General features: G+C 46.1%; 12 protein-coding genes. 2 read left to right on the top strand and 10 right to left on the bottom strand.

Translation table 11 applies throughout. The annotated features are described in order from the left end of the window. The coding region (locus tag CKW00_RS06840; protein WP_143544219.1) for an IS3 family transposase at positions 1–97 on the top strand (97 nt) is incomplete at its 5' end. A 112-nt stretch (positions 98–209) separates the two neighbouring features. Here the strand turns inward: CKW00_RS06840 and glnA are convergent. From glnA to miaA, 6 genes are all read right to left on the bottom strand, one after another. Next, positions 210–1,541: a type I glutamate--ammonia ligase gene (glnA, locus tag CKW00_RS06835; protein WP_008587746.1), complete on the bottom strand. Its 1,332-nt coding sequence runs from the start codon at positions 1,539–1,541 to the stop codon at positions 210–212. 18 nt (positions 1,542–1,559) lie between these two features. After that, entirely contained in the window at positions 1,560–1,964 is a 405-nt protein-coding gene (locus tag CKW00_RS06830) for a MerR family transcriptional regulator (protein ID WP_008587749.1), read from the bottom strand. Between the two features lie 121 nt (positions 1,965–2,085). After that, entirely contained in the window at positions 2,086–3,306 is a 1,221-nt protein-coding gene (locus CKW00_RS06825) for a methionine gamma-lyase family protein (RefSeq protein WP_008587751.1), read from the bottom strand. Further along, positions 3,299–4,549 (bottom strand): GTPase HflX, encoded by a 1,251-nt coding sequence (gene hflX, locus CKW00_RS06820; RefSeq protein WP_095821942.1) that lies wholly within the window; start codon positions 4,547–4,549, stop codon positions 3,299–3,301. Before hflX ends, CKW00_RS06825 begins: the two co-directional genes overlap by 8 nt. A gap of 202 nt (positions 4,550–4,751) precedes the next feature. After that, positions 4,752–4,976 carry an RNA chaperone Hfq gene (gene hfq / locus CKW00_RS06815; RefSeq protein WP_008587755.1) on the bottom strand — a complete coding sequence of 75 codons (225 nt, stop codon included), beginning with the start codon at positions 4,974–4,976 and terminating at the stop codon, positions 4,752–4,754. Between the two features lie 40 nt (positions 4,977–5,016). Beyond that, a complete protein-coding gene (gene miaA / locus CKW00_RS06810; protein WP_095821941.1) occupies positions 5,017–5,955 on the bottom strand; it encodes a tRNA (adenosine(37)-N6)-dimethylallyltransferase MiaA in 939 nt (312 codons plus the stop codon). A gap of 223 nt (positions 5,956–6,178) precedes the next feature. On the opposite strand from miaA, the gene CKW00_RS06805 reads away from it, so the two are divergent. Continuing rightward, positions 6,179–6,535 carry a helix-turn-helix domain-containing protein gene (locus tag CKW00_RS06805; protein WP_008587760.1) on the top strand — a complete coding sequence of 119 codons (357 nt, stop codon included), beginning with the start codon at positions 6,179–6,181 and terminating at the stop codon, positions 6,533–6,535. Between the two features lie 83 nt (positions 6,536–6,618). Here the strand turns inward: CKW00_RS06805 and mutL are convergent, their stop codons facing one another. The 4 genes from mutL to miaB form a co-directional block, all read right to left on the bottom strand. Beyond that, positions 6,619–8,439, bottom strand: coding sequence for a DNA mismatch repair endonuclease MutL (gene mutL, locus CKW00_RS06800; RefSeq protein ID WP_095821940.1), 1,821 nt, complete (start codon positions 8,437–8,439; stop codon positions 6,619–6,621). Between the two features lie 15 nt (positions 8,440–8,454). Next, the gene (gene mutS / locus CKW00_RS06795; RefSeq protein WP_095821939.1) at positions 8,455–10,992 is read right to left on the bottom strand and encodes a DNA mismatch repair protein MutS; all 2,538 of its coding nucleotides are present in this window, start codon (positions 10,990–10,992) and stop codon (positions 8,455–8,457) included. Positions 10,993–11,179: 187 nt separating this feature from the next. Continuing rightward, positions 11,180–11,599: a RicAFT regulatory complex protein RicA family protein gene (locus CKW00_RS06790; protein WP_008587765.1), complete on the bottom strand. Its 420-nt coding sequence runs from the start codon at positions 11,597–11,599 to the stop codon at positions 11,180–11,182. Next, complete coding sequence (gene miaB / locus CKW00_RS06785) at positions 11,599–13,155, bottom strand: tRNA (N6-isopentenyl adenosine(37)-C2)-methylthiotransferase MiaB (protein WP_095821938.1); 1,557 nt, start codon at positions 13,153–13,155, stop codon at positions 11,599–11,601. The genes CKW00_RS06790 and miaB overlap by 1 nt, the downstream gene beginning before the upstream one ends. Positions 13,156–13,233 lie beyond the last annotated feature (78 nt).

Here is a 13,233-nt window from a genome sequence, read left to right as displayed (position 1 = left end):
ATACATCAACTACTACAACCATGATCGCATAAAAGCAAAATTAGCTGGTTTGAGTCCCATTCAATACCGGACTCAAACCAGCCAATCAGCTTCCTAATAAAAACTCTAACTTTTAGGGGTCACTACCTAATGGAGGATTTTTATTTTAGTTTTATGGTCATGTAAATCTAAACGTTCTCAACGGAAATTACCTTGAGAGGAGGTTCAGATTAATACGTCTGCAGATACTGTTCCCTCTCCCAAGGGTGTACCTGGGTACGGAACATGTTCCACTCGATTTCTTTCGCTTCGATAAAGTGCTCATACAGGTGTTCGCCCAACGCCTTCACCATCACGTCATTCTTCTTAAGTTCCTGAAGTGCATCATACAGTGTAGCCGGAAGATCGGTCACTCCCGCTTCTCTGCGCTCTTCCTCATCCATCACATAAATGTTGCGATCCACCGGTTCAGGTACTTCCAGTTTGTTCTCGATACCGTCGAGACCCGCAGCAAGCAGAGCGGCCATTCCCATATACGGGTTCGCGGCCGGATCGACACTCCGCACTTCGATACGGGTACTTACTCCGCGGGACGTCGGAACGCGGATGAGCGGACTTCTGTTCTGGGACGACCAGGCTACATATGAAGGAGCTTCATATCCCGGAACGAGACGCTTATAGGAATTCACTATAGGATTCGTTATTGCTGTGAAAGCCATCGCATGCTTCAGAATACCGGCAGTAAACTGATAAGCTACGTCCGAGAGCTGTTCTTTGCCGTTCTCATCGAAGAAAGCATTACCTTCTTCCGTGAACAGGGACATGTTTGCGTGCATACCGGAACCGTTCACTCCGAAGAGAGGTTTAGGCATAAACGTTGCATGCAGACCGTGTTTACGGGCAATGGTTTTTACAACGAGTTTAAACGTCTGGATATCGTCACAGTGCTTCACTGCTTCCGAATATTTGAAGTCGATTTCATGCTGCCCGGGAGCGACTTCGTGGTGGGAAGCCTCGATTTCGAAACCCATCTCCTCAAGCTCCAGTACGATATCCCGTCGACAGTTCTCCCCGAGGTCGGTCGGAGCAAGGTCGAAGTAACCGCCTTTGTCGTTCAGTTCAAGCGTAGGGTTCATGTTTTCATCCATCTTGAACAGGAAAAATTCCGGTTCGGTACCGAGATTGAAAGCGGAGAAACCGAGTTCTTCCATTCTTTTCAGGTTGCGCTTCAGGTTGTAGCGCGGGCATCCCTCGAATGGAGTACCGTCCGTGTTGTAAATGTCACAGATGAATCGTGCCACTTTCCCTTTCTCGGATGTCCATGGAAGTACGAGGAACGAATCGAAATCCGGTACCAGATACATATCGGATTCTTCGATTCGTACGAATCCTTCAATGGAAGAACCGTCGAACATCATCACTCCGTCCAGAGCTTTGTCGAGCTGACTGAACGGGATCTCCACGTTTTTGATAATACCGAGCATATCCGTAAACTGCAGACGGATGAATTTGACGTTCTCTTCCTCGATCTTCTTGTAAATTTCTTCTCTTGTTAAGCCCATACATGTGCCTCCCGTAATTTAGTGAAAGAATCTTGATAATTCTCCCTGTCTGAGTCCAAAATTTCCTTTTCCTGCATCATTCTCAATTTCCTTACGAAGCATTTTCCGTAACTCTTTTTCGCTGAGCTGATGGTAGACTTCCTGTACTTCTCCGGGTTTGTAATCAGGGCGGGGCGTTTCCTGTTTCAAATCGAACACCTGCCTGATACCCGCAAGATTGACCCCTTTTTCTACAAGTGATTTAATCTCAAGAAGCCGGTCTACATCATTAAACGAAAACAGTCGCTGATTCCCTTTGGAACGGGCCGGAGTCACCAGCCCATTCTGCTCGTAATAACGAATTTGCCTCGGAGTGAGGGCAGTAAGGGATTGGACGATTCCCATAGAAAACAGCGGCATGGAACGTCGTACTTCATCACTCATTTCTGCCACCCCCTCCAAGAATTCTTACTATTATTATAATTCAAAATGGATAATTGTCAAGCGATGTCAGGAAAGTTGACATGAAAAAAGCCGGAGTATTCCGGCTCCCTTTCTCAGTTCCCTATGACGTAACAGCATCCACGGCACGCCGCACTGCTATTTTTACGTGTTCCGCCGTAAGTCCTCCCTGGACAAAAGCCATGTAGGGAGGCCGGAGCGGGCCGTCTGCTGTCAGTTCAAGGCTCGCACCCTGAATAAACGTTCCGGCCGCCATGATGACGTCGGAATCGTACCCCGGAAGCGGGCCCGGTTCCGGAAGGGCGAAGGCATTTACCGGCGAAGCTTTCTGGATCTCCCGGCAGAAATCGACCATCTGCTCCGCATTGTCGAAGTACACCGTCTGAATCAGGTCCGTACGGTATTCATCATAAAACGGTTTTGTCCGGAATCCGTAACTATCCAGATATTTAGCCGTGTAAACCGCTCCTTTCAGAGCTTCCCCGACTACGTGGGGGGCGATGAATATGCCCTGGTACATCTCCTGCAGAACGGAAAGCGTCGCACCCATTTCCTTGCCGAGTCCGGGAGCCGTGAGCCGGTGCGCACAGGCAGTAATCAGTTCTTTCCGCCCGGCTATGTACCCGCCGGTACGCACAATACCGCCGCCCGGGTTCTTGATGAGGGAGCCCGCGATCAGATCAGCTCCCGCTTCCAGCGGTTCCGCTTTCTCTACAAATTCCCCGTAACAGTTGTCCACAAACACAATCGCATCAGGTTTCACTGCTTTTATTTCCTTTACCATCCCTTCGATATCCTCAATGGTAAAAGAAGGTCTGTCTGCATATCCCTTGGACCTCTGGATGGCTACCATCTTCGTCCGTGAAGTGATGACTTCCCTGAAACGCTCTGCATCCACCGCCCCTTCTTTTAAAGGTAAGGCACGATAGCTGATGCCGAAGTCGTGCAGGGAGCCGTGGTCTGCTCCATCCCCGGCAGGTTCAATTACTTCACGAAGAGTGTCGTAAGGTTCACCCGTCACATACAGAAGTTCATCCCCCGGACGGAGAACACCGAAAAAAGCGGTGGAAATCGCATGAGTCCCCGATACGAGCTGAGGTCTGACAAGCGCATCTTCAGCTCCGAATATTTCCGCATAAACTCCTTCGAGCGTATCTCTTCCTTCATCATCATAGCCGTAGCCTGTCTCCGAATGGAAATGGCGATCCGCTACGTTCTGATTTTGAAAAGCATCCAGCACTTTTTCCTGATTATGCAGCACGATGTCCTCGATCTTTTCTTTATAAGGACGGATTTCTTCTTCTATATTCACAATATCATTCATCTTTATGCTCCTTCGGTATTACTTTATCCCTCAAAGGGTGCAGAGGGTCGATATATCCGCGCACGACGTACTCCCCGCGCTCTTCGAGGAATTCACGTACGTAAACGAGCGTGTTAAGCTCCAGTGTTTTTAAGAATTTACCTTCTTCCGCTTTTACATACGTATGGTACGGATCCCAGTTTTCCGATAGTACTTCTTCGATTGCCGATAGTACGTCCCCGACTCCTCTGTCATCTTTAAAGGAAGTCTGGACCGACGGCTTTTCCATCGGTGTGAATGGTCCCTCTACCTTATCCTGCTTATTATAAACGGTAAGCCGGGGCAAATTCTCGGCTCCAAGTTCTTCAAGGAGAGAGAGGACCGTTTTTTCATGCTGGTCATGATCGGAAGCCGAAGCATCCACGATGTGCAGAATGAAGTCGGCTTCCGTCACTTCTTCGAGCGTGGAACGGAAGGCGGCAATCAATGTTGTAGGCAGGTGCTGTATGAAACCTACCGTGTCGGACATGAGAACTTCGAGCCCCGATGGGAGCTGGGTCTGCCGCGTCAACGGATCGAGTGTAGCGAAGAGCTTATCCTCCTGCAGAGAATCAGCGGAAGTTATTTTATTGAAAAAGGTCGTCTTGCCGGCGTTCGTATATCCGACGATCGCCACCTGAAACGCACTGTTCTCTTTTCTTCTTTCTCTGTATTGCTTCCTGTGCTCCACGACCTGATCGAGTCTCGTCCTTACATCACGAATCCTTCTTCTGATGTGACGGCGGTCTGTTTCCAGCTTCGTTTCCCCCGGGCCTCGCGTACCTATTCCGCCTCCGAGTCTCGACAACTGAACGCCCTGACCCGACAGTCTCGGCAGGAGATATTGCAACTGGGCAAGTTCCACCTGCAGTTTACCTTCTTTAGTTTTGGCTCTATACGCAAAAATATCCAGAATCAGCTGGCTTCTGTCTATGACCCTCACTTCCAGACGGTTCGTAATATTTCTGAGCTGCGTCGGCGACAGTTCATCATTGATGATTACCAGTTCAATATCATGTTCCTCTATAATGCCTGCAGCTTCTTCCAGCTTCCCGTCACCGAGGTAATGAGCTTTATGAGGTTTTTCCAGCTGCTGGACAAGAACACTCACAACTTCGCCTCCGGCAGTTTTAGTTAAATCTTTCAGTTCTTCCAGTGAATAATCGAATGTTTCTTTTTTTCTCGGGTCTTTTCTTGCTAAAATCAGCGCCTTCTCTTTATCCAAAGATAAGCATCCCCCTTTAATAAAAGTCTTTATTACTTCAGTCTTCCCGCTGTGGACAGATTTCATCCTTCCGGGGACAGGTTCTTTCTCCCTGATATCCTCTCATACTGTATCATCAGGGAAAAAGGTGGCGAATTAAGTTCTGCCGGCAGAAGCCGACAGACTTTTTTTCAATAATAAAACCGGGCCAAAAGCGCCCGGTTTACATGTCTTCTAATGTAACATTTTTATTCGGAGAAAAAGTGGAAATCGCATGTTTGAAGATCAACTGCTGCTTCCCTTCAGTTTCAACGAGCACTGTAAAGTTATCGAAAGCTTTGATAGTTCCCTTTAACTGGAAACCGTTCAGCAGGAACAGCGTCAACGGAATCTTTTCCTTACGCAACTGATTCAAGTAATTATCCTGAATGTTCACTGTCTGGCTCATAAAATGATCCTCCTCCATTCTATCTCTCTAGCTTAACAGTTTATTTCTCCGGCAACATCAAAAATCCTTCTAAATCCGACAAAATTAAAGAAACTTTTTCTGCAAAATTCTCCTCGGTCACTTCATACCACTCTACGGGAAGCTTATTTTTGAAATACGTGTACTGTCGTTTGGCGTATCTCCTTGAATTTCTCTGCAGAAGAGCTACCGCTTCCTCCAACTCTTTCTCCCCCTCGAGATAAGGGATCAATTCTTTGTAACCGATAGCTTTCATCGCCTGGGTCTCTTTCGGATATTTTTCCAGGAGATTGCTGATTTCTCCCGGAAGCCCGCCTTTGACCATGTAATTGACCCGTTGGTCAATCCTGTTGTACAACACTTTCCTTTCCATCTCGAGACCGATTATTCTGAAGTCGTAAAATGGAGGCTGCTGCAGTGACTCATGCTCGGATTTTGTCTTTCCGGTCACTTCATAAATTTCTAAAGCTCTAAGTACGCGTTTCGTATTATTAGGGTGAACTCTCTCCGCTTCATCCGGATCGATCAGGGTAAGCCGTTCGTGCATCTTCTCTTTTCCATCCTGTTCGAGTTCACGGGCCAGCCTTTCGCTTTTTACATGGTCCCGCGGAGTGTCAGAAAAAGAATAATCATATAGGAGGCCCTGAATATACATACCTGTACCCCCTACTATCACCGGCACTTTCCCTCTTGAGAAAATGTCTTCGATCAACTCTCTTCCCCGGGCCTGAAACTCGGCAGCCGAAAACGTGTCATCAGGGTACTTGATATCGATCATGTGATGAGGCACGCCTTCCGCTTCCGAATTCGTGATTTTCGCAGTCCCTATATCCATTCCTTTATAAATCTGCATGGAATCCCCGCTGATCACCTCCCCGTCAAATGCTTTACAGACTTCCACTCCCAGTTTCGATTTCCCTACCGCAGTGGGTCCCACGATGGAGACAACTTTTCTATTCATTAAAAAATCCCCGCTTTCTAATATATATTTTACACCATTCCCGCACCGAACTACAGAGGTAACTGAAAACGTTACGTGTTTATATCTGAATCCGTTACTGAAAACTAACGTTTTTAGTTACATGAAACTAAATGTTACCGTTAGTTTTTTTAAAGGTTTTCGTTAGTTTCTCTTTCCAAATCCGTTATCCTGTAGTACTATAGCATTTAGGAGCGTGATATCGATGCTTAACGAGAGAATCAAAAAGTTAAGGAAAGAAAATCGTTATACACAGCAGGAACTGGCCGAAGAAATTGAAGTCACCTCCCAAGTAGTGTCCAACTGGGAGAGGGCCTACACCTTTCCTGATGTAAATGACGTCAGAAACTTAGCCAAAGCTTTACATACAACTTCCGACTACCTGCTTGGGCTCTCCGATAATTCGGTGGATCAATATTCGAGAATACTTCGTCACCTGGAAGAAATAGACCTTTCCTGTCCGCTGTTTCTTCAATATGACAAATTGACGGAGCTGGATGCACAAAACATTCATCAGCTGGAAAACTACTTTCAGTTTTTACTGCAGCAACAGCAGAACTGAAGCCGTTTTTCCGGCATATTTTCACATAAGAAAAAGGATGACGTTAAAGCAACAGTAACGTCATCCTTTTTACGTATCTGAAATTAATTCATGACTCTTTTAAACATTTTCTCAATATCATACTCGGAAAAGAAGACGATGATAGGACGGCCGTGAGGGCATGTAAAAGGATCTTCGGCAGCTGCCAGATCATCTAGTAACACTTCCATATCCCTTGGCGTCAGGTGGTGGTTGGCCTTTATAGATCCTTTGCAGGACATGAGCGCCGCTGCATCATTCCGGAAGTTTTCAATGTTAATGTTGTTGGACTGTTCCAATTCCTCTACAATCTCTTCGATAATCTCCCCTTCATACCCTTTCGGAAACCATTCAGGATGAGAACGGACAATAAAAGTATTCGTTCCGAACGATTCGAAGAATACCCCGATGTTTTCGAGTATGTGACTGTTTTCCTCAATTTTCAAAGCGGTTCTGGCAGGAAATGTGAAGGTCAACGGGACGAGCAGCTCCTGCACTGTCTGATCCGGTTCCCCCAGCTTTTTTTTGAAACGTTCGTATTTGATCCTTTCCTGCGCAGCATGCTGATCTATCATGTACATGCCTCTTTCATTCTGTGCAATAATGTACGTTCCGTGGAGCTGACCGACCGGATACATATGAGGGACTCTTTGCGTGTTCATCTCTTCTTCCTGCCGGGTATCGCCGGAATCTTTCTCTGTTTCTTCTGCCGGCTCAGATTCCAAAGGGAACGGATTCTCTTTTTCCGGCCCGGGAATACTTTCATCTGTACGCTCCGTTTCGTAACTTTGATTGCTGTTGGCTGTATTCTCAGAAACCCGCGGTTTTTCAAAAATCATGGAGGTCTGTTCACTTTTATCTTCTTTTTTGTTGATCGTCGATGTCCCTTCCGGTATCAGCGTTTCTTCCCGGAAGGCTTGTTTAATCGTATTCTGAATAAGTTCGAAAAGTTCCTGTTCTTTGCTGAATCTGACTTCAAGTTTGGCGGGGTGAACGTTCACATCCAGAAGGGAGGGATCCATATCAATATTAATAAGGGCTACAGGGTATTTTCCTAAAGGAAGCAGCGTATCATAGCCCTTGAGAATCGCCTGGACGAGTTTAGGGTTACGGATAAACCTTCCGTTCACTATCAAAGACATATAAGCCCTTGAAGCACGGGTGATTTCCGGTCTTCCAATCAGCATCTCAAGCTTGAAATCTTTATCTTCGGCAGACGTTCTCTTCATCTTTCTCGCTACGTTACTTCCATATATTTGAGAAAGGACCTGCAGCTGATCTCCACGTCCGCTCGTCTGGAATAACGTTTTCCCCTGATGTTCCAGACGTATTTTTACGTGCGGGTTAGCGAGCGCCATACGATTCACAACGTCAGTGACGTGCCCGAGTTCAGTATGGATAGTTTTCATATACTTCAGCCTTGCAGGCGTGTTGAAAAATAATTCCTCCACTTTTATTTCCGTCCCCTGCCTTGCATCGCTTGCGTCATGATTCCTGACTTCCCCTCCCTCGAGATAGAGACTGATTCCGGAAGCCTCACCGGTGGAAGTTTTTACGCTGAGCTTACTGACAGCAGCTATACTGGCGAGAGCCTCACCCCGAAAACCCAATGTTTTCACATGAAACAAATCACGCTCATCTCTTATTTTTGACGTAGCGTGCCGCTGAAAAGCTCTTACGGCATCCTCTTTTTCCATACCTTTGCCGTTATCAGAGATACGGATATATTCAAGTCCGGCTTCTCTCAGTTCCACATTGACCACGGAACTTCCGGCGTCTATACTGTTTTCCATCAGTTCTTTAACGACGGAGGACGGCCTTTCCACCACCTCTCCGGCAGCTATTTTGTTTGCCAGCGCATCCGGCATGACGTGAATATTATCCATATATATATCCCCCCTTCATTTCACCATTTTTTGCAGTCTGTACAAGGCGTTCATCGCTTCCATAGGCGTCATTTCCATCAGTTCCATGCGGGAAAGCTCCTTTCTTACTTCGCTTTCTCGTTCATCCCCCTGTTTACGGGGTGTTTCAGGTTCAGGGTGAAATAAGGACAGTTGGGTCTCTTGTGTGTCTTGACTTTCAAATTCCTCCAGAAGCCGCTCCGCTCTTGTAATTACTTCAGACGGCAGTTCAGCCAGTTCCGCCACATGGATTCCATAACTTTTATCCGCTGCCCCTTCTTTCACCTGATGAAGAAAAACCACTTTCCCGTCCACCTCTTCCGCACGGACGTGTACGTTCTTCAGGGAACCGAGCTCGGATTCAAGTGTGGTCAGTTCATGGTAATGAGTGGAAAAAAGCGTTTTCGCTTTAATATTTTCATGGATGTATTCGACAATCGACTGCGCGAGCGCCATACCATCGTACGTACTCGTTCCGCGCCCGATTTCATCAAACAGGATCATACTCCTGTTCGTAGCATGAGTGATGGCGTTATTGGCCTCCAGCATTTCCACCATGAATGTACTCTGACCGGAAATAAGGTCATCTGCTGCTCCAATTCTTGTAAATATCTGATCGAAAACAGGGAGTACTGCTTCTTCACAGGGGACGAAGGAACCGATTTGCGCCAGGACGGATGTGAGCGCCATCTGTCTCATGTAAGTACTTTTCCCGGACATGTTAGGGCCGGTAATAAGAAAGATATTGGTGGACTCGTCCATATAAATATCGTTGGGTACAAACTCGTCCTCCATCACTTTTTCAACTACCGGGTGACGGCTGTTGACGAGATGCACGGTCCGTTCCGAAGAGAAAGAGGGCCTCTCATAACCGTTCATTTCAGCTGCGTAGCTGAATCCCTGCAGAACATCCAGTTCACTGATGTCTTTTGCCAATTGCTGAATCTTGTTAACATAACCTTTTACCAGTTCCCTTATCTCCAGAAACAGCTCATACTCAAGCTCAATACTTTTCTCCTCAGCCTGTAAAATAGTCGTTTCCTTTTCTTTCAATTCCGGAGTTATAAATCTTTCTGCGTTCGCAAGAGTCTGCTTCCTTTCGTACCGTTCAGGTACGTGTGTAAGATTAGCGCGGGTCACTTCTATAAAATAGCCGAACACTTTATTATATTTGATCTTCAGGGACCTGATGCCCGTCAGCTCTTTTTCTCTTTTTTCTAAATCCGCAATCCATTTCTTTCCGTTAATCTGGGCATCCCGATATTCATCCAGACTTTCGGAATATCCGCTCTTAATAATGTTCCCTTCACGGATAGTCAGTTTCGCATCCTCGTGAACGCTGTTTTCAAGAAGCTGTGCAAGTTCCTCCATAGGATCCATTCGTTGAACAAACGTTTGAATAACTGACACATCAAGGGTTGAGAGCGATGTAAGTATGGATGGGACTTTTTGTAAAGAACGTTTAAGCTGGAGCATATCTTTCGCGTTAATATTACCGAAAGCGACTCTCCCCGCCAGACGCTCCAGGTCATAAACAGAAGTCAGGTCTTCCCGGAAGGCATCCCTGTATAAGAAATTATCCATGAAACCCTGAACGATTTCCTGACGCTTCTGAATAAGTGACTCGTCAAGAAGCGGACGGTCTATCCATTTTTTCAAAAGTCTCGCTCCCATAGCTGTCACAGTGGAATCGATGACCGAAAGCAGACTTCCTTTCTTTCCTTTCTTCATCAGTGTTTCTGTCAATTCAAGATTTCTTTTGGAGTACATATCCAGCCTCATGTAATCTTTTATTTCAATGTACTGGACGGGCTGAAGGTGACTCATCGCCCTTTTCTGAGTACGGCTGATGTAATTATACAATCTTCCGAACACGGGGGTGAGTTCTTCACTCAATTTATTGACAAGATGGTGAGAATCCGCCGGAATATGCGTCTCCTCTTCGAAAGAGACGGTACAATCCAGTTTTTCCCGCGCTTCTTTCTGTACGTTTTCAGGGATCTCCCGGCTCATTACAATTTCTTTTACCGGCTGATGGTACAATTCGCCGATCAGAGAGTGGAAATCCCTACCGATATAAGAAGCGCTTGTCTCTCCCGTAGTAAGATCTGCATAACTTAACCCGAAGGAATGATCCTCGAGCAGGGAAACCGCTGCTAAAAAATTGTTTTCTTTCTCTTCAAGCATCGAGCCTTCCATGACTGTGCCTGGTGTGATGAGTTGGACTACCTCCCGTTTGACTACGCCTTTCGCCTGCTTCGGATCTTCCACCTGTTCGCATACGGCGATCTTGTATCCTTTTTCCACGAGCTGTTTAATGTAGTTCTCCGAAGAATGATATGGGACGCCGCACATTGGAATTTTATCACCGCCCCCGTCTCTTGCAGTAAGGGTGATTTCAAGTTCCTGAGCCGCCTTCAAAGCATCATCAAAAAACATTTCGTAGAAATCTCCCAGTCTGAAGAACAGGAAAGAGTCTTTGTAATCAGCTTTTATTTTTAAATATTGTTGCATCATCGGGGTGTATGTAGACATATATCTTCCTCCAGCACGTACTTATATTCGAACTAATTATAGCATAGTTGTCATTTTCTTTAAAAAGTCATTGTTCCTTATCACTCAGGTACCTACAGATTTTATTCTTGCACTTTGGAGTTGCTACTAAGTAATTATATGGAACAACTACAAAAAAAGAAGTCCTGATTAAAGGACTTCTTGCTCTTTAACATCCTCCGCTTGCCTGCTTGGAGCCGGTCTCTCCGCTAAGGATGTTTCCTCCGGTGGACTTGATCACTTCATTCGTAACTTCTCTTGAGATGGTACGTGAAATCATTTGCAGCAGGTCGTTCACGACGACCTGGGAATGTTTGAATTCCGCCACGACCGGAATTTCATCCAGTTCATCCTGAAGCCTGTCGATTTCTTTTTCTACTTTCTCAAGAGCTTCCGTTTTTCCGTAAGCCTGGAAATTCACCGCCTGCTTCTGAAGAGCTTTGATTTTCTTAATATAAAGCTGGACTTTATCGTTTTCGTTAAGTTTCGCTTCCAGCTGCTTGAAGCGGTCGATCTCCTCCAGCTCGGAAATCATCTTGGCCAAATCTTTCGCTTCTCCGAGCACCTGTTCTCTAGTGTATTCTGCCATTATTCTTTCACTCCTACTGTTGTCTCTGCCATTTCGCCATCCAGAGACCAAGTTTTTGCTTTCGTAATCCTTACGGGTACAATACTTCCAATAGCGGACTCAGGACCTACAAAGTTAACGAGCTTATTCCTTTTCGTGTAGCCTGCGAGAACGTCCGGGTTATTTTTACTTTCCCCTTCAACGAGGACGTGGACTATTTCATTTTCATACGTTTCCATCGTTTCTCTGGCCTGCTTATTGATAAGAGCATTCAGACGCTGAAGACGCTCTTTTTTCTCTTCCATAGAAACTTTATCGCGCATTTTAGCTGCAGGTGTATTTTCTCTCGGTGAAAAGATGAACGTGTAAGCCGCTTCAAAGCCTACTTCTTCCACGAGGGAAAGAGTTTCCTGGAACTGTTCTTCCGTTTCGTTCGGAAATCCTACGATAATGTCCGTCGTCAGTGTGGCATCAGGCATGGCCGCCCGGATCTTCCGTACAAGTTCCATGTAGTCTTCGCGGGAATATTTTCTTCCCATTATCTTCAGAACATCACTGCTTCCGGACTGGACAGGCAGGTGGATATGATCCAGCATGTTGCCTCCCTTGGCCAATACTTCAATGAGACGATCGTCGAAGTCCCTCGGGTGGGAGGTCGTGAATCTGACTCTCGGTATATCGATTTTGTGAAGGTCATCCATCAGATCTCCGAGTCCATAATCCAGCTCGAGATCTTTCCCGTAGGCGTTGACGTTCTGTCCGAGCAGCGTCACTTCCTTATACCCCTGGGCTGCGAGATGCCGCACTTCCTGAATGATATCTTCGGGGAGGCGGCTTCTTTCTTTGCCGCGTGTGTAAGGGACGATGCAATATGTACAGAATTTGTCGCATCCATACATTACGTTAACCCAGGCCTTTATTTTACCTTTTCTGGAACGGGGAAGGTTTTCGATAATATCCCCTTCTTTGGACCACACATCTATGACCATTTCCTTGCTGAACATCGCTTCCTTCAACAGTTCAGGTATTTTGTGAATGTTATGGGTACCGAAAATCATATCGATGAACGGGTGTTTCTGTAAAATACGGTTAACGACGCCTTCTTCCTGCGCCATGCAGCCGCATACGCCGAGGATAAGATCGGGGTTCTCACGCTTCAGCGATTTCAAGTGACCGATTTCACCGAAAACTTTGTTCTCTGCATTTTCACGGATCGCACACGTATTCAGAAGAATGATATCCGCTTCCTCCGCCTGTTTCGTCGGTTCATATCCCATCGTCTCAAAAATTCCCGCCATAACTTCGGTGTCATGTTCGTTCATCTGGCATCCGTAAGTACGAATTAAATACTTCCGGTCTTCCCCGACTCCCTCCATCTCCTCGGGAATCGTGAAATCATAGTGAACATCAACGTCTTTTTTGCGCCGGCGCTGGGCGTCTCTCATGTTCGGAGGCTGGTATGTCGTTTCGAAGTATTTCATGAATTCATCCGTGCTTTTATCTTTAATCCGCTCAAGGTTGTTTTTCGGATCTTTCTGTCGAACCTGATCCATCTCTTTTCTTTGTTGTTCGTTCATAATTATCCCCTTTCCACCGTGCAAATCAACTACATAATTATAACAGGTTTTTCAAGATATGATAAGCGACTATATCAG

It is taken from the genome of Salimicrobium humidisoli (genome assembly GCF_002295105.1).
GTDB lineage: Bacteria > Bacillota > Bacilli > Bacillales > Halobacillaceae > Salimicrobium > Salimicrobium humidisoli.
This window is presented reverse-complemented; position numbering and strand designations above follow the sequence as displayed.